23 protein-coding genes and 1 other annotated feature are annotated in these 21,017 nt (G+C 55.9%); of the genes, 10 read left to right on the forward strand and 13 right to left on the reverse strand.

The genetic code is table 11. The annotated features are described in order from the left end of the window. From RTU96_RS07065 to hprK, 5 genes are all read right to left on the reverse strand, one after another. Positions 1–419, reverse strand: a 419-nt coding sequence (locus RTU96_RS07065) for a YvcK family protein (RefSeq protein ID WP_312635819.1), incomplete at its 3' end; no start/stop codon positions are given. Between the two features lie 25 nt (positions 420–444). Further along, on the reverse strand, positions 445–1,305 hold the full coding sequence (gene rapZ / locus RTU96_RS07070; protein ID WP_312635821.1) for an RNase adapter RapZ: 861 nt from the start codon (positions 1,303–1,305) through the stop codon (positions 445–447). A gap of 32 nt (positions 1,306–1,337) precedes the next feature. Beyond that, the gene (gene murB / locus RTU96_RS07075; RefSeq protein WP_312635823.1) at positions 1,338–2,258 is read right to left on the reverse strand and encodes a UDP-N-acetylmuramate dehydrogenase; all 921 of its coding nucleotides are present in this window, start codon (positions 2,256–2,258) and stop codon (positions 1,338–1,340) included. Between the two features lie 19 nt (positions 2,259–2,277). After that, complete coding sequence (locus RTU96_RS07080) at positions 2,278–3,219, reverse strand: ROK family protein (protein ID WP_312635824.1); 942 nt, start codon at positions 3,217–3,219, stop codon at positions 2,278–2,280. 1 nt (position 3,220) lies between these two features. Continuing rightward, positions 3,221–4,153, reverse strand: coding sequence for an HPr(Ser) kinase/phosphatase (gene hprK / locus RTU96_RS07085; protein ID WP_293010276.1), 933 nt, complete (start codon positions 4,151–4,153; stop codon positions 3,221–3,223). 329 nt (positions 4,154–4,482) lie between these two features. On the opposite strand from hprK, the gene rpmB reads away from it, so the two are divergent. Further along, complete coding sequence (rpmB, locus tag RTU96_RS07090) at positions 4,483–4,671, forward strand: 50S ribosomal protein L28 (RefSeq protein ID WP_293010275.1); 189 nt, start codon at positions 4,483–4,485, stop codon at positions 4,669–4,671. A 103-nt stretch (positions 4,672–4,774) separates the two neighbouring features. On the opposite strand, the gene RTU96_RS07095 is transcribed toward rpmB, so the two are convergent. The 5 genes from RTU96_RS07095 to RTU96_RS07115 all read right to left on the reverse strand — a co-directional run bounded on the left by RTU96_RS07095 (position 4,775) and on the right by RTU96_RS07115 (position 8,791). Beyond that, positions 4,775–5,776 (reverse strand): NAD(P)H-dependent glycerol-3-phosphate dehydrogenase, encoded by a 1,002-nt coding sequence (locus RTU96_RS07095; protein WP_312635826.1) that lies wholly within the window; start codon positions 5,774–5,776, stop codon positions 4,775–4,777. Positions 5,777–5,833: 57 nt separating this feature from the next. Then, positions 5,834–6,451: a glycerol-3-phosphate 1-O-acyltransferase PlsY gene (plsY, locus tag RTU96_RS07100; RefSeq protein ID WP_312635827.1), complete on the reverse strand. Its 618-nt coding sequence runs from the start codon at positions 6,449–6,451 to the stop codon at positions 5,834–5,836. Between the two features lie 4 nt (positions 6,452–6,455). Then, the gene (gene der, locus RTU96_RS07105) at positions 6,456–7,781 is read right to left on the reverse strand and encodes a ribosome biogenesis GTPase Der (protein ID WP_294854614.1); all 1,326 of its coding nucleotides are present in this window, start codon (positions 7,779–7,781) and stop codon (positions 6,456–6,458) included. Between the two features lie 311 nt (positions 7,782–8,092). Beyond that, positions 8,093–8,296 carry a 50S ribosomal protein L32 gene (gene rpmF, locus RTU96_RS07110; protein ID WP_293010272.1) on the reverse strand — a complete coding sequence of 68 codons (204 nt, stop codon included), beginning with the start codon at positions 8,294–8,296 and terminating at the stop codon, positions 8,093–8,095. 57 nt (positions 8,297–8,353) lie between these two features. After that, on the reverse strand, positions 8,354–8,791 hold the full coding sequence (locus RTU96_RS07115; protein ID WP_312635828.1) for a DUF177 domain-containing protein: 438 nt from the start codon (positions 8,789–8,791) through the stop codon (positions 8,354–8,356). 193 nt (positions 8,792–8,984) lie between these two features. Here RTU96_RS07115 and RTU96_RS07120 point away from each other — a divergent pair, with 193 nt between their 5' ends. The 6 genes from RTU96_RS07120 (at position 8,985) to RTU96_RS07145 (ending at position 14,643) form a co-directional block, all read left to right on the forward strand. Next, complete coding sequence (locus RTU96_RS07120) at positions 8,985–9,944, forward strand: RluA family pseudouridine synthase (RefSeq protein WP_312635829.1); 960 nt, start codon at positions 8,985–8,987, stop codon at positions 9,942–9,944. 117 nt (positions 9,945–10,061) lie between these two features. Further along, positions 10,062–11,258 carry an ABC transporter ATP-binding protein gene (locus RTU96_RS07125; RefSeq protein ID WP_312635830.1) on the forward strand — a complete coding sequence of 399 codons (1,197 nt, stop codon included), beginning with the start codon at positions 10,062–10,064 and terminating at the stop codon, positions 11,256–11,258. Next, the gene (locus tag RTU96_RS07130) at positions 11,248–12,093 is read left to right on the forward strand and encodes an ABC transporter permease (RefSeq protein WP_312280227.1); all 846 of its coding nucleotides are present in this window, start codon (positions 11,248–11,250) and stop codon (positions 12,091–12,093) included. Before RTU96_RS07125 ends, RTU96_RS07130 begins: the two co-directional genes overlap by 11 nt. A 29-nt stretch (positions 12,094–12,122) precedes the next feature. Beyond that, a complete protein-coding gene (locus tag RTU96_RS07135) occupies positions 12,123–12,947 on the forward strand; it encodes an ABC transporter permease (protein ID WP_312635949.1) in 825 nt (274 codons plus the stop codon). Between the two features lie 62 nt (positions 12,948–13,009). Beyond that, positions 13,010–14,080, forward strand: coding sequence for a spermidine/putrescine ABC transporter substrate-binding protein (locus RTU96_RS07140; protein ID WP_312635831.1), 1,071 nt, complete (start codon positions 13,010–13,012; stop codon positions 14,078–14,080). A 167-nt stretch (positions 14,081–14,247) separates the two neighbouring features. Continuing rightward, positions 14,248–14,643, forward strand: a complete 396-nt coding sequence (locus RTU96_RS07145; RefSeq protein WP_312635832.1) for a thioesterase family protein — start codon at positions 14,248–14,250, stop codon at positions 14,641–14,643. Positions 14,644–14,794: 151 nt separating this feature from the next. Here RTU96_RS07145 and RTU96_RS07150 read toward each other — a convergent pair whose 3' ends face one another. The 3 genes from RTU96_RS07150 to RTU96_RS07160 form a co-directional block, all read right to left on the reverse strand. Next, positions 14,795–15,877 carry an iron-containing alcohol dehydrogenase family protein gene (locus RTU96_RS07150; RefSeq protein WP_312635834.1) on the reverse strand — a complete coding sequence of 361 codons (1,083 nt, stop codon included), beginning with the start codon at positions 15,875–15,877 and terminating at the stop codon, positions 14,795–14,797. A gap of 13 nt (positions 15,878–15,890) precedes the next feature. Next, complete coding sequence (locus tag RTU96_RS07155) at positions 15,891–17,081, reverse strand: hypothetical protein (protein WP_312635835.1); 1,191 nt, start codon at positions 17,079–17,081, stop codon at positions 15,891–15,893. Between the two features lie 62 nt (positions 17,082–17,143). Next, positions 17,144–17,383 (reverse strand) — a binding site (T-box leader). A 250-nt stretch (positions 17,384–17,633) separates the two neighbouring features. Then, positions 17,634–18,539 (reverse strand): hypothetical protein, encoded by a 906-nt coding sequence (locus RTU96_RS07160; protein WP_312635836.1) that lies wholly within the window; start codon positions 18,537–18,539, stop codon positions 17,634–17,636. 204 nt (positions 18,540–18,743) lie between these two features. On the opposite strand from RTU96_RS07160, the gene RTU96_RS07165 reads away from it, so the two are divergent. From RTU96_RS07165 to RTU96_RS07175, 3 genes are all read left to right on the forward strand, one after another. Further along, positions 18,744–19,505, forward strand: a complete 762-nt coding sequence (locus RTU96_RS07165) for a DUF169 domain-containing protein (protein ID WP_312635838.1) — start codon at positions 18,744–18,746, stop codon at positions 19,503–19,505. Positions 19,506–19,579: 74 nt separating this feature from the next. Next, positions 19,580–20,056 (forward strand): cupin domain-containing protein, encoded by a 477-nt coding sequence (locus RTU96_RS07170; RefSeq protein ID WP_312635840.1) that lies wholly within the window; start codon positions 19,580–19,582, stop codon positions 20,054–20,056. Positions 20,057–20,204: 148 nt separating this feature from the next. Beyond that, on the forward strand, positions 20,205–21,002 hold the full coding sequence (locus RTU96_RS07175; protein WP_312635842.1) for an aldolase/citrate lyase family protein: 798 nt from the start codon (positions 20,205–20,207) through the stop codon (positions 21,000–21,002). Positions 21,003–21,017: the final 15 nt, after the last annotated feature.

Consider the following 21,017-nt stretch of genomic DNA (forward strand, 5'->3'; position numbering starts at 1 on the left):
TTGGCATTGGTGACGGGCAGCACCCGCCCCGTGATGGCCAAAACCTCGCTCATGCGGCTCACCGCCGCGTCAAAGGAGGGGGAAATACCGTTCAGCGCCGCCAGAAACAGGTTTCCAAAGCTCTGTCCGGCAAGCACCCCCTCCGAAAAGCGGTAGTGCAGCAGCTCCGCCATCAGCGGCTCCGTATTGGCCAGCGCCTCAAGGCAGTTGCGGATATCTCCCGGGGGAGGCATCCGCAAATCGCTGCGCAGCGCCCCAGAGCCGCCGCCGTCGTCCGCCACCGTGACGATGGCGGTGAGATTTTCCGTATATTGCTTCAGTCCCCGCAGCATGTTGGAAAGGCCGTGTCCGCCGCCGATGACGGCAATTTTGGGCCCCCGCGCTCTTGGAGGACGGTAGAGCGTGTGTTGATTTTCCATGGCGTTCCTTTCACCTCGGGGCCTGTCAGCCCTTGGGCATGTCCCGGTGATACTCCGTCACGGGGTAGCCCAACTGACGGATATAGCCTGTCAGCGCATGGGCCACGGCCACGGAGCGGTGCCGTCCGCCGGTGCAACCCACCGACACGGTGAGGCTGGTTTTCCCTTCCCCGGCGTACAGCGGCAGCGTCAGCGCCAGCAAATCCTTCAGCTTGTCGAGAAATTCCCGTGCCTGACGGAAGGAGAACACATAGCCGGACACATCCTTGTCCAGCCCTGTTTTTTCCCGCAGCTCCTCGATATAAAAGGGGTTTGGCAAAAACCGCACGTCCAACACCAGATCGGCCTCCAGCGGCAGACCATACTTAAATCCGAAGGAGGTCACCGCAACGGTCATCCCCGTCTTTTCGTCCTTTTCGCTGAAAAGGCGCAAAAGCTCGGCCCGAAGCTGTGCAGTGGACAGGCTGCTGGTGTCGATCACATAGTCCGCCTGTTCCTTTACAGGGCGCATCACCTCAATCTCCCGGCGGACGGCTTCCTCCAAGGTATCCGTCCCTCCGCTGAGCGGATGGCGGCGGCGCGTCTCCTTATACCGCTTGATCACTGTCTCCGGCGAGGCCTGCAAAAACAGCATCCGGCACACGCCGCCCATGCCCCGCAGTTTTTCCAGCACATCGAACAGCTCTGTGAAGGAATCCGAGGTCCGCACATCATACACCAGCGCCACCCGGTCATACCGTCCGTTTCCCCCGGCGCAAAACTCCGCAAATTTCAGAATCATCGCCGCGGGCATATTGTCCACGATATAAAAGCCCAAATCCTCCAAAAAGGAGGCGGCCTTGCTCTTTCCAGCCCCAGATAGGCCTGAAATAATTAGAATTTCCATACAATCACCCGCTTCTCTCTCCCGCGCGGCGCTCACCGCACGATTTTAACCTCCGGCTCCAGACGAATCCCGGAAAGCTCCTCCACTCGCTGCTGAATCTGACGAATCAGCTCCGTCACGTCGGCAAAGGTGGCGTTCCCCCGGTTCACGACGAAGCCCGCGTGCTTCTCGCTTACCTGCGCGCCACCCACCTGCAGTCCCTTCAACCCGCATTGGTCAATCAGGGTCCCCGCGTAAGCGCCCACCGGGCGCTTAAAGGTGCTGCCCGCGCTGGGAAGCTCTAAAGGCTGACTGGCTTTTCGCCTTGCTTTCAAGTCGTTCATCCTCGCCCGGATTTGGACTGGATCGCCGGGTGTCAGGCGGAAGACGGCGTATAAAACCACCCAGTCCGGGTGGTCAGTCAGCACGCTGCGGCGATAGCCAAGGTCCAGTTCCTCCGCCGAGAGGTACTTCACACCTTCCTCCGGGTTCAGAAGGGCGGCTCCGGCCACCACCTGCTTCATCTCCCCGCCGTAGGCTCCGGCGTTCATGCATAAAGCGCCCCCCACCGTACCGGGGATGCCATGGGCAAACTCCAATCCCGTAAGGCTCTGCTTTTGCGCAAGGTCCGCCAGCCGCGCCAGAGACGTACCAGCCTCGGCCTTCAGTTCGTTTTCCCCCACTCCCAGCTCCAGCCGGTTCAGCCCGGCGGTGGTGTCAATCACCAGTCGGTCCAGCCCTTCGTCAGGCACCAGCAGATTTGTCCCGTTTCCCATCACCAGCGGCCGCGCGCCGCAGCTTTTTGCAAAGTTCGTCAGCAGCACCGCCTGCTCCCCGCTGCGGGGAAAGGCCATGCGCCTTGCCGGTCCGCCGATGTGAAAAGAGGTATGGCGGCTCATGGCCTCGTCAGTTTTCATTGCAAGGTCCGGCAGATAGTCCGTCGCCCATTTGTCCAGCTCCTCCGCCCAATCCATACGGCTCCCCCTCAAAAATTCAGATTATCCGCCTCAGCAGCGCCGCGCCAATCATTCCCGCGTCGCCGCCAAGCGCGGCCCGGACCACGGATACCTTTCCGCCGCAGTGGACGGCATAGCTCTCCCGGTCCACAATTTCCCGCAGAGGAGCAAGCAGCAGCGCCTCCTCCGCCTCTCCGATTCCGCCGCCGATGGCAAACACCTCTGGCTGGAATATGTTCAAAAGGTTTACAACTCCCGCCGCCAGATACGAAACATAGCTTTGGCACAGCGCCTTCGCCGTCTCATCCCCCCGCAGGGCCGCCGCAAAGGCCGTCCTGCCGGTGACGGCGGTTCCGCCATCGGATTCTTCCCACAAGCGACTGGTTTTATCTCGCTCCATGGCTTCCCTCGTCATGCGGATCAGGCCCGTGGCGGAGGCATAGGCCTCCCAGCAGCCCCGCCGTCCGCAGGCGCAGGGCACGCCGCCCTTCTCCACAACCATATGCCCCACCTCACCGGCCATTCCTCCGGCAGAGTAGAGCTTTCCGTTTAGAATAAACCCTCCGCCGATGCCGGTTCCAAGGGTCACTACGGCGAAATTTTTCGTCCCCTGTCCCGCGCCGCAAAAATATTCACCCACGGCGGCACAGTTGGCGTCGTTCTCCAGCAGGATGGGAACATCCAGATATCTTTGGAACAACCGCGCAAGGGGAACGTTTTTCATTGGAATATTGCAGGTATAAAGCACTTCTCCCTTTGCTGCCGCGCCGGGAATGCCCATACCCACGTATGCAAGACTCTCCGGGGATATGCCCCCGTCCCGTGCCGCCTGCGCGGCAAGAGACGCAAGTGTTTTTGCAAAAGGCTCCGCTCCCCGAAATTCGCCCAGCGGAATTTTCCGCACCGCCAGCAGGCGGCCCGTTTCATCCACAAGACCGGCACGCAGATTCGTCCCCCCTACGTCCAGGCCGACGTACATCTCACTGCGCTCCCCGGTCCGCCCGTTCGTCCACCCGCCGAACCAGTTCCTCTGCGGCGTTGTAGCCAAAGCGGCGGTGGCGGTTGTTCATGGCGGCCACCTCCACAATGCTGGCCAAATTCCGTCCGGGCCGCACGGGAATGTTGACGCAGGGCACCTGCAAATCCAGAATTTCCAAATAGTGATCCTCCAGCCCCAGCCGGTCATAAACCCGGCTGCTGTCCCACTGCTCCAACTCCACCACCAAATCAATCTGGGCCTCTTCCTTGATGGCCCGCATTCCAAACAACTGCCGCACGTCGATCACGCCGATGCCCCGCAGCTCAATGTAGTGGCGGATCATCTCTGGGGCCGTGCCGATCAGCTCGTTGGAAATGCGGCGGATATCCACGGAGTCGTCCGCCACCAGCCGGTGTCCCCGCATAATCAGCTCGATGGCCGTCTCGCTCTTTCCGATGCCCGAGTCCCCGGTAAGCAGAATCCCCTCGCCGTATACATCCATCAAAACGCCATGCCGCCCTATGCAGGGGGCCAGCCGGCGATTGAGAAACTCAATGGCGTGAGAGGTGAACTCCACAGTGGTTTCCGAAGTACGCAGCAGCGTCCGCTCGTATTCCCTTGCGCTTTCAAGGCACTCGGGAAAGCAGTCCAGATTCCGTGAAACCACCAGCGCCGGGATATCATAGAGAAACAGGTCGTCAAAAGCCTTTTTCCGCTCCTGTGCGTTCAGGCCCTTCAAATACATGACCTCCGCCTTGCCGATCACCTGAAGGCGGCGGGGATCAAAATAATCGTAAAATCCCAAAAACTGAAGTCCCGGACGATTTACGTCCGTGATGGTAAGAACCGCCTCTTCATAATCGCTCCCCCGATTGAGTAGCTGCAAATCAAAGGCAGCCGCAAACTCGGTCATTTTCAGTCCGTTCGCCGTCATAAGCGCCAGTCTCCTTCCGGGGCGGCCTTTTGCCTGCCGCCCTGCGGTGTTTTCAGTTCGCAGACGCACAGCGCCGCTGCGGCATGAATTGGTATTTTTATCATAACCGCTTTTTGGTTATTATTATAACGCTTACGCCCAATTGAGCGTATATGTCTATTATAGCGTATACGCCTGTTTTCCGCAACTGTTTCACCCCGCCCGCCCTTCTTTAATATTTTTGAATATTTTTAAGATTTCCCCTTGCTTTTTATCTTTTCATCTGTTAAAATATCGTTTGTGCCTGTGAAAAGCAGGTTTGATTTCCCAACAGCAAGGAGGTGCAACGGATGGCTAAGTGCGAATTTTGCGATAAGGGTGTCACCTTCGGGATTCAGGTGTCTCACTCCCATAGACGTTCCAATCGTCCCTGGAAGCCCAACGTAAAGCGTGTCAAAGCAGTTGTGAACGGTACGCCGCGCCATGTATATGTTTGTACCCGGTGTCTGCGTTCCGGCAAAGTTACCAGAGCGGTCTGATATGAGAATTAACTCCCGAGCCAAGTGGTTCGGGAGTTATTTTTATTTCTTCAGGATTTTGTGGCCACGGGCAAAATCGCCCGTGGCCACATTTTATCGCACATTACATCCAGTCATAGCCCAGTTCGTCTTTTTTAGAGCGGCCCATCAGCTCCGCCACTACGTCCCGGACAGCCCTGCCCCGGTAAAGCACCTGATAGGCACGATCGCAAATGGGCATTTCCACCCCCGCCTTCAGGCTTAGTTGATGGACGCTTTCTGCGGCGTAATAGCCCTCCACCACCGCGCCCACCTCTTCCATGGCCTCTTGCGCAGTCTTCCCTTGTCCAATAAGAATGCCTGCGCGGCGGTTTCGGGAGTGCATGGAGGTACAGGTGACAATCAAGTCCCCCATTCCCGCAAGGCCCGCAAAGGTCTGGCGGTGTCCGCCCAGCGTCTCGCCCAGCCGGGCGATTTCCCCCATGGCCCGGGTCATCAAAAGGGCTTTGGTGTTGTCCTGATAGCCCATTCCGTCGCAGATTCCGCAGCTCAGGGCCACCACGTTTTTCAGCGCGCCACCCAGTTCCACGCCCACAATGTCCGGGCTGGTATAGACCCGGAAATTTTGGTTCATAAACGCGTCCTGCACCAGCTTCACAGCCTCGCCATTCTCCCCCGCCGCCACGCAGCCGGTGGGCAGACGAAGGCTCACCTCCTCCGCGTGGGAGGGGCCGGACAGGGCCGCCACGGCGAATCGGTCCCCCGTTTCCTCCCGCACAAGCTGGCTCATGCGCAGGTTGGTGTCCCGCTCGATGCCCTTGGACACGCTGACCAGCACCGTGCCCTCCTTCAAAAACGGTACGGCAGGGCGGACATTGCTCCGCACAGCATAGGACGGCGAGGCGGATACCACAATATCCGCGTTCTCCACGCAGCGAATCTCTCCACTGAATTTCAGCGCAGAAGGAAGCTCCACGGCAGGCAGCGCCGGATTTTTCCGACTCTTTTCCATTAGCTCTGCTTTTCCCGGACTGTGGGACCAGAGGGTTACGTCGTGCCCATTATCGCACAGCACCATGGCCAGAGCCGTGCCCCAGCCGCCGCTGCCTAAAACCACTGCCTTCATATCCAAATCCCGCTTTCTGTGGAAATTTTCCGGGGCAAAGCCCCTTTGAACCGCCCATTATTGCTTTCGATGGAAGCTGAACTTGCTCTCCTCGCCACGAAGCAGCCGCCGGATATTAGCCCGATGCATATAGAGAATCAGTCCGCCGATGGCCGCACTCAGAATTGTCAGCACTAAATCCTGATACAAAAAAACCGTGACCGTAGGGAAGGCGGCGGCAGCACAAACGGAGCCGAGAGAGACATACCGCGTCAGCGCAGTTATCAGCAGAAATGCGCCCCAGGCGATCAGCGCCAGCCTCCAGTCGATCATAATGGCCACCGTGCCGCCGGAAAGGATGCCCTTACCCCCCTTAAAGTGGAACATACAGGGAAACATATGCCCGATCAGGCAGAACAGGCCCGCATAATATTTGCCGAACAGCGCCGTCTGCGCCTGAAAATGCACAAAGAGCCAAATGCCGATCAGTACCGCAAGCACCGCCTTGAGCACGTCCGTCAGAATGACGACAAAGGTCAGCGCACCTCCAAAGGTGCGGTAAAAATTGGTCAGGCCCGCGTTGCCGCTGCCATGGGTGCGGATATCGTCTTTCAGAATATACTTGGAGACAATCACCGCCCCGTTAAAGCAGCCCAGAAAATAAGCGATTATCGCAGCCAACACATAGCTTGCCATCGCGTCATTCCTCCCTGTCGCCCTTTTGCCGGATGGAGAGGATGATGGGCGTCCCCGTCAGTCCGAATACGGCGCGGATTTGGTTTTCCAGATACCGCTGATAGGAAAAATGGAACAAGCTTGCATCATTGCAGAACACCACAAAATGGGGCGGGCGGATGCCCACCTGCGTCATATAGTAGATTTTCAGGCGGCGGCCCTTGTCGGAGGGGGGCTGAACCCGGGTCTGCGCGTCGGAAAGGACGTTATTCAGCATCCCCGTGGTGATGCGCAAAGACGCCTGATTGCTCACGGCCACAATCATCTCGAAGAGCTTGTTCACCCGCTGCCCCGTCAGGGCGGAGATGAACAGAATCGGGGCGTAGGTCATATATCCCAAATCCCGCCGGATGTCCGCGGTGAGCCGGTCCATGGTCTTGTCGTCCTTGTCCACAAGGTCCCACTTATTCACCACGATGACAGCGGCTTTTCCCGCCTCGTGGGCAAGACCTGCCACCTTGGTGTCCTGCTCGGTCACGCCTTCCCGTCCGTCAATGAGGATCAGGCACACGTCGCTGCGCTCAATGGCCATGGTGGCCCGCAAAACGCTGTACCGCTCGATATCCTCCTCCACCTTGGACCTTTTCCGCATGCCCGCCGTGTCGATGAACAGGAACTTCCCCTGCTCGTTTTCAAAGGGAGAGTCAATGGCGTCCCGCGTGGTGCCCGCCACGTCGCTGACGATACTCCGCTCCTCCCCCAGAATCCGGTTCAAAAGAGAGGACTTGCCCACGTTGGGCTTGCCGATCAGCGCCACCTTGATGGCATCGGCCCCCTCCGACTCTTCCTCTTCCGGAGGGAAATAGGCCACACAGGCGTCCAGCAGGTCGCCGGTGCCGTGGCCGTGAACGGCGGAGACGGCAACGGGGTCGCCCATTCCCAGATTATAGAATTCGTAAAAGTCCGGGTTCATAGCACCGGTGGAGTCCATCTTATTCACCGCCAGAACGATGGGCTTGCCGCTTTTGAGCAGCATATTCGCCACCTCGTGGTCCGAGGCGGTGAGTCCGGTCTTCACGTCCGTTAAAAAGACGATGACTGTGGCGTGGTCGATTGCAAGCTGCGCCTGCTGGCGCATAAAGGTGAGAATCTGGTCGTCCGTCCGGGGCTCAATACCACCGGTGTCAATCAGTGTAAAGGTGCGGCCATTCCAATCCGTCTCACCATACACCCGGTCGCGGGTGACCCCCGGCGTATCCTCCACAATGGAGAGCCGACGGCCGATGAGCTTATTGAACAGCATGGACTTGCCCACATTGGGCCGGCCCACAATGGCAACAATGGGTTTCATGGGTTTCCTCCCGTTTCTGTATATTCATGCCCAAAAGCCGGGCAAAACAAGCGATGCATCTATTTTCGTTTTAGATCAATCAAGCGGCACACCAGCCAGTCCGGCGCACAAAGCGGAAACGCTGGCGTCCACAAAGATACTATGGTAAAATTCTCATTTTCAAGCTAATCATACCATACATATCAAAAAAGTACAGCGTTTTGATTTCAGCTAACAGAGCGCGGCAGATCTACCGGCGCGGTCAATCCCTCGCCGGACACAAAACAAGGAGGAAAGAGCGCACTCTTTCCTCCCCATTTATGATGCAAACCTTATTTCGCAGCGTTCACGGCCGCGGACTTGACGACCTTGATGGTCCGGCCGTTGTAAGTGCCGCACTCCTTGCACATTCTGTGAGGCAGGTGCAGAGCACCGCATTTGGAACAGGCAACGAGGCCGGGGGTCGCCAGCTTCCACGTGGAGCTGCGGCGCTTATCCCGTCTTGCCTTGGATACTTTTGTCTTGGGTACTGCCATGATGACACCTCCTTCAGATCAGCGGTAGGGCTTGGCCTCTCCGCTCTTGTTACGTATTTATTGGTTGCTCTCCAAAAGCTTTGCAAGGGCCGCAAAACGCGGGTCCGCGTCCTTCTTGCAGCCGCAGGGACCGAGGTTCAGGTCGGCGCCGCAACGGGAGCAAAGTCCTTTGCAATCTTCAGAACACAAAAATTTGGCGTCCATTTCAAGAATGAACACGGTGCGGGCCAACTCGCCCACATCCACCTCGCCATTTTCCAGCAAAACGATCTCGTCGTTTTCCCCGTTTTCCAGTTCCTCCGCCAGCAGGCAGGAGAACTCCACTTCCTTGGGAACCCGGACAGGCTTCGTGCAGCGGTCACAGACGGCGTCCAGCGTGGCAAATGCAGTCATGGAAAGCTCCAGCGCACCCGCGCTGTTGCGTACAGACCCTTCCACCTCAACCGGCTCTCCCACGGGATACTGACCGTTCAGCTCCGCGTCGGACAAATCCATGGAAAAATGAAAATCCAAGGATTTTCCGGGCAAATTCAAAATCGGTTTTACATCCAAACGCATAGCACACCTCGCAATGACACGAGCAGTATTATAATGGATATTGAAAGACTTGTCAAATACTTTTTCGGATTTCCTTGCTTTTTTCCTAAAATCGGCTACAATGTGCCTATACCGATATTTGGAGGGTCCTATGCGGGAATTTACCATCAACAAAAACGACGCCGGACAGCGGCTGGATCGATTCACGGCCAAGGCCGCGCCCACTCTGCCCCCCGCTCTGGTGCAGAAATATATCCGCCTCAAGCGGGTGAAGGTCAACGGCAAGGGCGCAAAGCGGGAGGTCCGGCTGGAATTGGGCGATATCGTGCAGATGTACGTCAACGACGAATTTTTTCAGGAGCCGGACGCAGAGGAAGACAAATTCCTCTCCGCCTTTCGTCCCCAGCTTGACATTATATATGAAGATGAAAACCTTCTGCTGGTAAATAAGCGTCCAGGCCTTGTGGTCCACGCCGACGAAGCAGAAAAGGTGAACACGCTGGTCCACCACATTCAGGCATACCTTTATCAGCAGCACGAGTGGGACCCAGCGGAGGAGAACTCCTTTGCCCCGGCCCTTTGTAACCGCATCGACCGTAACACCGGCGGTATCGTCATCGCCGCGAAAAACGCAGAGACGCTGCGGATTATCAACGATAAAATCCGCACCCACGAGCTGCGAAAGACCTATCTGTGCGTGGCGGTGGGAAATCCCCGGCCCTCTGCCGGAAAAATCGAGGGTTTTCTTTTAAAGGATGAGCGAAAAAAAGAGGTTTCTTTTTACCGCCGCCCCATCCCCGGCGGACGCAGCGCCGTTACCTATTATAAGACCTTGCAGACGAAAGGCGAACTGTCTCTGGTGGAGTGCGAGCTTTTGACAGGCAGAACCCATCAAATCCGTGTTTCGATGGCGGAAATCGGCTGTCCCCTGCTGGGAGACGGCAAATATGGCCGGGGCGAGACGAATCGGCGCTACGGGGAGCAAAAGCAGTGCCTTTGGTCTTATCAACTGGCGTTTGATTTTCAGTCGGATGCGGGAATTCTTCAATACCTGCGGGGCAAGGTTTTGCGGGTAGAAAATATTCCGTTCAAAAATCGCTATTTTCCTTGACTTTTCAGAGCCTTTTCGATATAGTTTGTAATTGCCGAATTTCAACGAGAAAGGTTCCCCCTCAACAGAGAAAAGAGGCGTTTTTATTCTATCAATTGTAGAAACGGGGGAGGATAAATGTCCAAAGAGTTGATTCGCCTGCGAGATCTCTGCATGGCGTTTGACGACGAGCTTGTTCTCGATCACTTAAATCTCTACATCAATGACAAAGAATTCCTCACACTGCTTGGACCCAGCGGCTGTGGCAAAACCACGACGCTGCGTATCATCGGGGGTTTCACGACGCCAACGTCGGGAGATGTCCTGTTCGACGGTGTGAGGATTAATGACGTTCCGCCCTTTCAGCGGCAGATCAACACGGTGTTTCAGAAATACGCCCTGTTTCCCAACATGAACGTATTTGAAAACGTGGCCTTCGGGTTGCGGATGAAGCGCGTTCCCGACCCCGCCGACCCTTCCGGAAAGCGGACAGTGAAGCTCTCGGAGACGGAAATCAAGCGACAGGTCTTGGAAATGCTGGAAACCGTCAGCCTTCTCGGCTTTGAGCACCGCAAGCCGGACGCCCTTTCCGGCGGCCAGCAGCAGCGAGTTGCCATCGCCCGGGCGCTGGTAAACCGGCCCAAGGTGCTGCTTTTGGACGAGCCTTTGGGCGCGCTGGATCTGAAGCTGCGCAAGGATATGCAGATGGAACTGAAAAAGATTCAGCAACAGGTGGGCATTACCTTTATATATGTTACCCACGATCAGGAGGAGGCCCTCACCATGTCCGACACCATCGTGGTGATGGACAAGGGCTCCATCCAGCAGATCGGCACGCCGGAGGACATCTACAACGAGCCGAAAAACGCCTTTGTGGCGGACTTTATCGGCGAGTCCAACATCATCGACGGCGTGATGCTTGAAGACCGGGTGGTTAAGCTGTACGGCAAGACCTTCCCCTGCGTGGACGGAGGCTTTGCACCGAACGAGCCGGTGGACGTGGTGGTCCGCCCGGAGGATATCGACATTGTTCCCGTGGAGCAGGGCCAGATTGTAGGTACCGTCACCAACGTGACCTTCAAGGGCATGCAGTATGATATCATCGTGGACTTTCGCGGCTTTAAGTGGCTGATTCAGACCACAGACCACTCGCCTTTGGGCGCAAAAATCGGTGTAAAAATTGACCCGGAAGGATTTCACATTATGAAAAAGAGCGCGTACTCCGGAAAATTTGGAGATTACAGCTCTTACAGCGAGGAATATGACGAGCTGTCCGACGCGGAGGCGCTGGACGAGGAGGAGGATTCCCCGGAGGGCGGCGGCCATGAGGAATAAGGGTCTGGCCATGCCGTATGTGGCATGGATGGCAATTTTTGTGGTGGCGCCTCTGATCTTGGTGGTGATTTACGCCTTTCACAATGGCACAAGCTTTACGCTGGAAAATTTTCGTGCCATGGGGACCTATGCCGCCGTGTTCGGCCGGTCCTTCCTGCTGGCGGCCATCGCTACGCTGATCTGCATTCTGATCGGCTATCCCGTGGCCTGGTTTCTGGCCCGGGAGGGCCCGGGCCTTCGGCGCATCGCCACAATCCTGATTATGCTGCCCATGTGGATGAACTTTCTGCTTCAAACCTACTCCTGGATGTCCATTTTGGAAAACACTGGGCTTTTGAACACCCTGTTTCAAAAAATTGGCCTGATTGCTTTGGTAAACGGCCTGTTCGGGACGGATTTCACCTATTTCCCCATGATCAACACCCGCGGGGCCATCGTGCTGGGCATGGTGTATAACTATCTGCCTTTTATGATTCTGCCCATTTTCACGGTGATTGAGAAAATTGACCCACGGCTGATTGAAGCGGCGCAGGACTTGGGCGCCAACAGCGCCGTGGTCTTCCGCAGGCTGATTTTCCCTTTGTCGGTTCCCGGGATTCTCTCTGGAGTCACCATGGTGTTCGTCCCCTCGGTTGCAACCTTTGCCATCTCCCGCCTGCTTGGCGGCGGCATGGTGACGCTACTGGGCGACCTGATTGAAACGCAGTTTTTGGGCGGGTCGTACAACCCCTACCTCGGCTCTGCCATCTCCCTTGTAATGATGGCCATTGTGCTGATCTCCATGGCCGTGATGAACCGCTTTGGAGAGGGCGAGGAGGAGGCGATGCTGCTGTGAAAACGAATCATTTTGGCAATCGCCTGCTGATGGCACTGACCTTTTTGTTTCTCTACGCGCCGATTTTCGTGCTGATTTTCTTTTCTTTTAATGCCACGAAAAGTCGGACAGTGTGGGGCGGCTTTTCCCTGCAATGGTATGTTCGCCTGTTTCAGGACGATGCGATTCTCAGCGCCTTGAGAACCACGCTTTTGGTGAGCGTGCTGGCCTCCCTCATCGCCATGGTGGCGGGGACCGCCGCCGCCATGGGCTTCGCGGCCATGAAGCGGCGCAGCCGCCACACTTTAATGTCCATTAACAACATTCCCCTGACCAACGCGGACATTGTAACAGGTGTGTCTCTATCCCTCCTGTTCATGCTTGCCATCGGGGCGTTTAACGCTACCGTTGGCAAGGCTACTGGCATGACGCTGGTCAAGGGCTTTGGCACCATGCTGATCGCCCACGTCACCTTTGACATTCCCTATGTAATTCTCTCCGTCATGCCCAGATTGCGGCAGTTGGACCCCCACATCTACGAGGCGGCGCAAGATTTGGGTGCCCGGGGCTTTTACGCCTTCCGCAAAGTCATTCTCCCCGACCTGATGCCCGGCATTGTCAACGGGACAATCATTGCCTTTACCATGTCGGTGGACGATTTTGTGATTTCTTATTTTACCGCAGGCAACAAGGTTTCCACCCTTGCGATGGAGGTTTATTCTATGGCAAGGCGGAAAATCAGCCCGGAAATCAACGCCATTTCCACGCTTTTATTTATCTCGGTGCTGGCGCTGCTGGTGATCGTGAACCTGCGTCAGTCCCGACAGAATTCCGCCGTACGGCGGCAGCGCGCCGCACTGACCCCAAGAACCTAAAGGCTCCGGCGCAGCGCGCCGTTTGCCCCCATACTACAATCTGCAAAGGAGAATATGAAGAATTGAAAAAGATCCTCTCTCTGGCTCTGGCGGCCCTTTTGGTCTGCCCCCTGCTCACCGCCTGCGGCGACTCTGCCGGCAAGTATCCCAACGGTGAGGTGAACGTTCTCAACTGGGGCGAGTATATCTCGGACGGACAGGACGAAACGCTGGACGTAATTAAAAAATTTCAGGAGGACACCGGCATTAAGGTGAACTACACCGTTTGCCCCGACAATGAAACGCTGTACGCCAACCTGAAGCAGGGAGACTCCTATGACGTAATCATTCCCTCTGACTATATGATCTCCCGTCTGATTGACGAGGAGATGCTTCTGCCGCTGAACTTTGACAACATCCCCAACGCGGCAGACGTGGACCCCAATTTTCTGAATCCCGCCTATGACCCGGAGAATGCCTATTCCGTCCCCTATATGTGGGGTACTGTGGGTATTATCTACAACACATCCATGGTGGACGAGGCCATCACCAGCTATCAGGCCCTGTTTGACACAAAATACGCAGGGCAGGTCTTGATGATCAACAACTCCCGGGACGCCATCGGCGTGGCGCTGAAAACCCTCGGCTATTCCTACAATACCACCGACCCGGCCCAGATTACCGAAGCCACGGACCTTCTGATTCAGCAGAAGAAGGACGGCATTGTTCAGGCCTATGTCATGGACGAGATTTTTGACAAGCTGGAAGGCGGAGAAGCCGCCATGGGCGTGTATTACGCGGGAGACTATCTCTCCATGCACGCCAATAACGAGGATCTTGCCTTCGTACTTCCCTCCGAGGGAACCAACATCTTTACCGACGCCATGTGCATCCCCGTAGGCGCCGCCAATCAGGAAAACGCAGAGAAGTTCATCAACTTCATGTGCTCCACGGAGGTGGGTGTCGCCAACTGCGAGGCCATCGGCTACTCCACTCCCCTGATGAGCGTCAAGGCAGCGCTGGATCCGGAAATTACCTCTGACCCAGTGGCCTATCCTTCGGACGAGGTGCTGGCAAGCTGTGAAGCATTTTTGAACCTGCCCGAAGCCACGTTGAAGCTCTATGACTCCGAGTGGCTGCGACTGAAGGCTTAAGCCCGACAATTAAAAAACGGCGGGGAAACCGGAATCCGGTTTCCCCGCCGCCTGCATTCTCCCTAAAAACCGGTCCCATCCGGTTTTTTTCTTTTTACCCTTGTAAGGCAAAGAGCTTATCGGTATAATGAACACACACAATTCAACAAACAAAGGAGAATGCAAAAATGGTAACAATCGGAACAACCTACCGTGGGGAGCAGACAGTCACAGACGCGCTGACCGCCTCCGCCGCCGGGTCCGGCGCGCTGCCGGTGTTTGGCACGCCGTTTATGGTGGCCCTGATGGAAACCGCAGCCCTCAACTGTTTGCAGCAGGGTCTTGAGGAGGGCAAGGGCAGCGTCGGCGTGCGCCTTGAAATCAGCCACGACGCCCCCACCCCCGTGGGTATGAAGGTCTGGGCGGAAGCCGAAGTCACTGCCATTTCTGAAAACGGCAAAATGGTGGACTTCAAGGTCACGGCCTGGGACGAAAAAGGCCCTATCGGCCACGGGACCCACACCCGCGCCGTCATCGACAATGCCCGCTTCCTTGCAAAGTGCAACGCTAAGCTGGACGACTGAACCGCCGTCTTCCCCGCCCCGCCGAAATTCGGCGGGGCGGTTTTTTATCCATTCACAGTCGCCGTCCTCGAAAAAGGGCTGATTCAATCAAGCCCCCACTGTTTCGGGCGGCCCGTCTGCGCTGCCCCATACGTCGGAACCGCCAGATGTCTCAGCGGGTCTGCTCCTGCATCCGGTTATATTCCTCCAGCTCCCGAATACCGCCTATAATCAGTGCATCGGTCACCTCGTAGGGGTAAACCCGCACATCGATGCCCTTCAACGCCTTGTCGGCTACCTTTTGCAAGTCGTCCTCCGTGGCGTGGATATCCGCAAGCTTCGTGGGCAGCCCGATGGATTTGCTGAACCGGAACACCTCGTCCCGCTCCTCATACTGCTTGTCAACGGTAAGCAGCACCAGAATTCCGTAGGCCACCACCTCACCGTGGAGATGGTGAAACTCCTCCGTGGAGGGCAGAATCGTGAAGCCGTTGTACACCGCGTGGGCAAGGCCCGTGGTGTAGTCCACCTGCACAAAGTTGGAAACCATGCCGGTGGACACAATGATGCCGAGCACCGTCTCCGTCAGGTCGGAGGTCACGGTGTTTGCTTCGCAGTCCTTAAGCGCCTGCTTTCCGAAAATTTTCAGAGGCTTTGCGCACATGGTGCTTAGGGCAATGCCCATGCCGTCGGAGTGGCGGGGGGTATGCCCCCGGGAAGAGACGGTGCACTCGTAGTGCTTCGCCATGGTGTCGCCAATTCCGGCCCAGAGATATTTGACGGGCGCCTCCGCGATAATTTGGGTGTTGATGAACACATGGTTCGCCGGAACCTTGGAGAAAGAGTATTCCCGCAGGCTTCCGTCCGGATGATAGAGAATGCCAAGACTGGTGTATGCGGCGCAGGTGGAAGCGATGGTGGGGAAGGTGAAGAAGGGCTTCCCCGCCCGCTGTGCCAGCACCTTTGCGGTGTCGATGGCCTTGCCGCCGCCCACGGCGAAAATCATGTCCGCGTCCTCCGTGTCGGGGGTGAGCCGTTCGATATTTTCAACGGAGGCCTCTCCCCCGTTCCACAGGCAGCGGACCACCTCCACAGAGGAACCCTCCAGCGCGGAAATAATTTTCTCCTGCGCTGCGGCCATGGCCTTTTTGCCCCCGATCATCACCGCCTTTGTTCCGTAGGCAGAGCAGACGGAGGAAATTCCGTCATACGCGTCCGCGCCGATGGTATAGCTTGGAATCAGTGTTCTTTCCATTTCTTACCTCTCCTTAACCCTTATAACCCGGATTTGCCGCCAAAAACTGACGGTTTTTATAAACGCCCATGGTCAGCATGGGAACGATCACCACCGCGATGCCAAGATACCCACAGTAGCCATAGCCGTATTTGATAATGTTGGTCAGCCCCGCAAAGGAGATTCCCATGGAGATTGCGATGATGGAGGCGGCAATAATGCCGTTTTTCAAGGCGGGATTCTCAATCCCTTTGAAAACAGATACATTTTCAAACTTGGCCACAAACCCGAAGGTGGTGGTGACGCCGGTGGAAATTAGGCACAGCAACAGGCAGGCCCCATAGGCCACCGTGAGCCACGGAATGCCGATCTCGCGGCAGACAGTGAGCGTAGGGATCACGGTTCCGCCCTCCGCAGCAGTATAAAACCCCTGCCAAGACAGCAGCATGAAAACCGACAGGGTCAACGCGGCGGCGTTCATAACAAAGGCAATGTTCATGGATTTGTTGCAGCCCCGCTTATCGGAAAGCGGCTTGCCGCAGGCCAGCATGGTGGGCAGCGTGACGCACTGGAAGCCCGCGTAGACAAAAGCGTTTAAAATCGCCTTGGGAAACATGGAAAAGCCGGTGTTTTGAAAGCTGGCGGACAGAACGGTGGCGATGTTCTCCCCCTTGGTAATACCGATGGCGTAAATGCTGATGGCGATGACCAGAATGGCCATGCCCATATAGGTGGAGGCCAGACGAACCAGATTCGCCCCAAAGATGGTAAGTGTCAGCACCAGCGCGCCAACCGCCAGAACGCTGAGGGCATAGGGAATTCCAAAGTAAGCGTTCAGCGCAGAGGCCGCTCCCGAGATGGCGGCGGCAATGGCCATGACCACCATGATGTAGAAAAACACCTCGAAAAGCCATTCAATCTTTTTAAAGGGGCTGAAAATAGCTTCAAACAGCTCTTTGTAGGATTTGAGGTTCCGCGAATTGTAAAAGAACATGGCTTCCCGCATGGTCAGGGACATGAGGAGCACCGCCAGAATGGCCGCCACCGGACCAAGCCAGCCAAGGCCCACATAATAGGTGTTGGCCTGATTGCCGGTGGCAAAGCCGCCTCCGGCGTGGGCCGAGAACAGGACCGAGCCCACGGAAAAAGCGAGGAAAAACGCGCTCCTTCTGGATTTCATGTCGGGATTCGGAATTGCTGCCGATGTCGTCGCTGCTGTTTTCATGTTGACCTCCCAAATACTGTCCAAGAAGACGCAAAAAATCCTTCCGTCTCCTTGCGGTTTAGCAAAGAGACGAAAGGATAAAATCCTCACGCGGTACCACTCTTCTTCATTCTTGCGAATGCACTTTACGAGGTACTGACATACCTCTGCCTTCTGTAACGGGGGCTTCCGTCCGCGCCTACTTATGTGTTCGGCGCAGCCATTCCGTGACCAGTTCGGCAGATTGCGCCCTGTTGCCTCGCACCAGACGGCAACTCTCTGAAAGGGCAATGCTGCTTACTACTTCACATCTTCATGTTTGAACGTATCTTAGCAAAGGCCCAAGGAGAAGTCAATAAAAAACTTTGCGTTTATCACCGAATATCGCTTCGGCACAAAATTTTGGTATCCCCTTTGATTTTTTATAGGCGGATTGCACAGGACTGACGGAAGAAAAAGTTCACTGATGTCCCAGGGCGGGGCGGGAAATTTATGATTCCCGCCGCGCCCATATTTTAAGTCATCTGTGAAATTGTCCGCAAAAAGCAATCCGAATTCAATTCATTTTTTAAATCAGCAAAAGCCGCCAAAACAGGAGGGTTCCGGGTTTTCCAGTTCTTCTTTCGTAAGCAGCTTGTCAAATCCATAAATGACTCTGCCTGACAGGGTTTCTCCCCCGCCCAGCGTGACCTCCCGCATCATGGATTGACTTACAAGGACGGACCCAAGCAGCGGTTGCGGCTCCACGCGAAGAGAGGACAGATTCCCGTAGGCGGAAACCGTGAGCCCTGCCTGAACGTTGGCCAGTTCGGCCATGGGCTTCACCTCGTCGTCCCCTGAAATAAAGGTGACGGAAGACCCCTCCACAGGCTGAAACGCCATGTCGGCGTAGGGCGTGTCGCTGATGGGACACACCTCTCCTTCCGCCAGTGTTGTAGCGCAGAAGGTGCGCGTGACGTAGCCGTCCAGCCCGCCGCTCTCCAGCAACCGGAACGGAAACTGACAGCTGAAATTGACTGCCGCCTGCTGCTCCGGCGTCACATATAAATCCACCACCAGACGATTTAAATTAACCCACATGATGCGAACCCCCACGGTCATGGCGCAGCCGCTTTCCTCCGCAGAGGTGGCACAGGACATCAGCACGTAATTGTCGCCGGTCTCCTCCACCTTCCAGACCTTGTGGGCCAGCAGCCGCGCGTAGTCTCCGGCAGCAGCGCCGGCTGCGATTCCGCATATGAGCGTGGGGGCCTGCTCATACTCCGCCAGCGTCTCAAAGCCAGCCAGCATGTTTTGAAGAGCGCCCCGACGATTATGAATGAAAACGCTCTTGAGGCTACACCCGTATGTAGATACCTCAACGTAATCGTTGGTGCTGTTGGGGATGCGGAAAAGCTGCACCGCCTGTCCATCGGCCGTCACTCCAAACGGGATTTCTTTTATGCTTTGCTCCATATCTGTCAATCCTTTCTGATTCATAGTTTTTATTTTCAAGATTTGTTTGATATTTAGTAAGAAAAGCAAAACGGATGCCAAACGTCCCTTAAAAAAGTAAAAAATAAAAAATTTCAAATATCGTTAACTTGGCATCCAAAATGCTATTACAAAAGGCGGACAGGATGTATCGGGCCGAATCAGCCCGGCAAGAAGGTCCTGTCATTGAGAGGAAGGGACAGTGACATCATGGAAAACTATGACTGGGAAAGTATTGTCGAGCGGCTGACAAAGCTGCTGCGCCTGCAAACGCCTCCTGTTGCCATGAAATGGATCAAAACGGAGGAGGAGCTACAAAGTATCCCGAAGGTACGGATTCATAAGAAGCATCTGCCGCCGTGCACCATTGTGGGGCATGCCGCTCAGTATAACTGGACCAGCGCCTGCAAGTTTGAAAACGTGCACGCAAATTATTGCCGCGGAATCAACGGGATGTTTGAACGGGACGAGAAGTGGCATTCCGGGGAAATCTTCAACGGGGTCTGGTTTAACAATCTCGAGGCGGCAAAAGCGCACAATCAGGCGCTGAACTGCGTGCCGCCGGAATACATGGCCGTGGTGGCATCGCCGCTGACGGCGGGGCGGATTCAGCCGGACGTATGCGTGCTGTACATGAGCCCAGCGCAGGCGTTTTTACTGTTGTCCGGGTATCAGTTTGAGGACTATAAAAAACTGAATTTCACCTTTGTGGGCGAGTCCACCTGCTCTGACTCCTGGGTTCGGACATTTCTGACGGGAGAGCCGTCTATGAGCCTGCCGTGCTATGCGGATAAAAAGTTTGCCGGTATGGGGGAAAACGAATTACGGCTGACCTTTTCCCCGCAGGACTTGGTGCGCGCGGTAAATGGTCTGGAAGGACTGAGCAAAAATGGCCTGCGCTATCCCATTGCATCTTACAGTCTGACCTCTGACATTCTGGAGGGTCTTCCTCAGAGCTATCTGGAATTTTGACGCGATCCCCTGTTCTTCAAAGAAAATCCCTGCGCTGAAAAGACAAATAAACGAATCTGAAAGGAAACTGAATCATGGCTAAAATTATGTACGGCAACTATAACGATCTCCCCTGGATGCCCAATCACAGAAAGGATGTTGACGGCAAGGTCATGTGCTACATGAAGTGCTTTGCTATGGAGGCCGCCAACATGCACATGTGCTTAGGCCAGATGTTCAACGGAATGCCCATCGGACCCCACACCCACCCCAACGAGCAGATTGCAACCGTCGTCAAGGGCGAGTGCGACTACTGGGTGGACGGTGTTCCCTACCGCCTGTCCCCCGGCTGCTGGGTCAACGTTCCCCCTCACTATGTGCACTACGCGCAGGTTTATCGCTCTCAGGGCCCGTGCTATCAGATGGATATCATGTCCCCCAAGCGCTCTTCAAGCTGTGATGAGTACAAGGCGTGGCTGAAATCCGAATATGATATCGACTGGGACGCAGGCGGACGGGAGGTTCCCGACCTGACTGGGCCGCAGGATACCGACGCTGAGGTCAGAGGATAATCTTTCGGCCTCCGCAGGAATTTTCAATGAAGAACATTTTAGTACGGAGGCCTGTGAAAACCGGCCTCTGTACTTAATTAAAAGAAACCGCAGCCCGTTGACCTTCATAAAAGATGCGTCAGACCGGGCATGGAAAGGATAGATCGATATGAAAATGCGTAATTTTGTCCGAGAAAAAATTGCGGAAAACGGCTATGCGCTGGGAGCCTTTGTGGCCTCCGGCTCGGCGGTGAACTGCGAGATTCTCGGCCTTGGCGGACTGGACTTCGTGATGATTGACTGCGAGCACGCGGAGACGGATGCGGAAAGCATCGTCCAGATGTGCCGCGCCTCGGAGCTGTACGGCATGGCTCCGCTGGTCCGGGTTTATGACCCGGACGACGCGCCCATGATGAGTCGGATGCTGGACGTGGGTGTCCACGGCGTGATGGCCCCGCTGGTGGGAACCCCCGCCCAGGCGCAGCACGCAGTGCAGTACTTAAAATATCCTCCCCTTGGTAAGCGCGGGGCCAACGGCGGACGCGGTCCCCGCTGGGGCGCATACGACGACTATGTGAAAAACGCCAACGACAACACCCTGTGCATTGTTCAGTGCGAGTCCCTCGAGGGTCTGGACAATATTGAAGAAATTGCCGCAACGCCGGGTCTGGACGCAATTTTCATCGGCACGGGGGACTTGTCTCTGGAAATGGGCATTCAGTTTAAGGCCGATTCCTCCGCCAACCACAAGGTGGAAGCACCGGAAATGGTGGCGGCAATTGATCGCATTTTGGCGGCATGCAAAAGACACGGAATTATTCCCGGCATTGTGACTGCCAGCGCCGACGACGCAGCCCGACGCATCCGTCAGGGCTTTCAGCTTGTCACCTGCATGAACGATCTGGGCTTTTTCCACAGCCGCACCAAGCAGCACTTTCAAGAGGTCAGAAATCTTGTGAAGGAATAAGGGAAAGGAGCTTTT

The organism is Oscillibacter sp. (genome assembly GCF_032018205.1).
Classification (GTDB): Bacteria; Bacillota; Clostridia; order Oscillospirales; family Oscillospiraceae; genus Oscillibacter.

Excerpts from the sequence above, each read along its gene's own strand:
- rapZ (WP_312635821.1), bottom strand. The coding sequence starts at position 1,305 with ATGGAAATTCTAATTATTTCAGGCCTATCTGGGGCTGGAAAGAGCAAG.
- murB (WP_312635823.1), bottom strand. The coding sequence starts at position 2,258 with ATGGATTGGGCGGAGGAGCTGGACAAATGGGCGACGGACTATCTGCCG.
- RTU96_RS07080 (WP_312635824.1), bottom strand. The coding sequence starts at position 3,219 with ATGTACGTCGGCCTGGACGTAGGGGGGACGAATCTGCGTGCCGGTCTT.
- hprK (WP_293010276.1), bottom strand. The coding sequence starts at position 4,153 with ATGACGGCGAACGGACTGAAAATGACCGAGTTTGCGGCTGCCTTTGAT.
- rpmB (WP_293010275.1), top strand. The coding sequence starts at position 4,483 with ATGGCTAAGTGCGAATTTTGCGATAAGGGTGTCACCTTCGGGATTCAG.
- RTU96_RS07095 (WP_312635826.1), bottom strand. The coding sequence starts at position 5,776 with ATGAAGGCAGTGGTTTTAGGCAGCGGCGGCTGGGGCACGGCTCTGGCC.
- plsY (WP_312635827.1), bottom strand. The coding sequence starts at position 6,451 with ATGGCAAGCTATGTGTTGGCTGCGATAATCGCTTATTTTCTGGGCTGC.
- der (WP_294854614.1), bottom strand. The coding sequence starts at position 7,781 with ATGAAACCCATTGTTGCCATTGTGGGCCGGCCCAATGTGGGCAAGTCC.
- rpmF (WP_293010272.1), bottom strand. The coding sequence starts at position 8,296 with ATGGCAGTACCCAAGACAAAAGTATCCAAGGCAAGACGGGATAAGCGC.
- RTU96_RS07115 (WP_312635828.1), bottom strand. The coding sequence starts at position 8,791 with ATGGATTTGTCCGACGCGGAGCTGAACGGTCAGTATCCCGTGGGAGAG.
- RTU96_RS07120 (WP_312635829.1), top strand. The coding sequence starts at position 8,985 with ATGCGGGAATTTACCATCAACAAAAACGACGCCGGACAGCGGCTGGAT.
- RTU96_RS07125 (WP_312635830.1), top strand. The coding sequence starts at position 10,062 with ATGTCCAAAGAGTTGATTCGCCTGCGAGATCTCTGCATGGCGTTTGAC.
- RTU96_RS07130 (WP_312280227.1), top strand. The coding sequence starts at position 11,248 with ATGAGGAATAAGGGTCTGGCCATGCCGTATGTGGCATGGATGGCAATT.
- RTU96_RS07135 (WP_312635949.1), top strand. The coding sequence starts at position 12,123 with ATGGCACTGACCTTTTTGTTTCTCTACGCGCCGATTTTCGTGCTGATT.
- RTU96_RS07145 (WP_312635832.1), top strand. The coding sequence starts at position 14,248 with ATGGTAACAATCGGAACAACCTACCGTGGGGAGCAGACAGTCACAGAC.
- RTU96_RS07150 (WP_312635834.1), bottom strand. The coding sequence starts at position 15,877 with ATGGAAAGAACACTGATTCCAAGCTATACCATCGGCGCGGACGCGTAT.
- RTU96_RS07155 (WP_312635835.1), bottom strand. The coding sequence starts at position 17,081 with ATGAAAACAGCAGCGACGACATCGGCAGCAATTCCGAATCCCGACATG.
- RTU96_RS07160 (WP_312635836.1), bottom strand. The coding sequence starts at position 18,539 with ATGAATCAGAAAGGATTGACAGATATGGAGCAAAGCATAAAAGAAATC.
- RTU96_RS07165 (WP_312635838.1), top strand. The coding sequence starts at position 18,744 with ATGGAAAACTATGACTGGGAAAGTATTGTCGAGCGGCTGACAAAGCTG.
- RTU96_RS07170 (WP_312635840.1), top strand. The coding sequence starts at position 19,580 with ATGGCTAAAATTATGTACGGCAACTATAACGATCTCCCCTGGATGCCC.
- RTU96_RS07175 (WP_312635842.1), top strand. The coding sequence starts at position 20,205 with ATGAAAATGCGTAATTTTGTCCGAGAAAAAATTGCGGAAAACGGCTAT.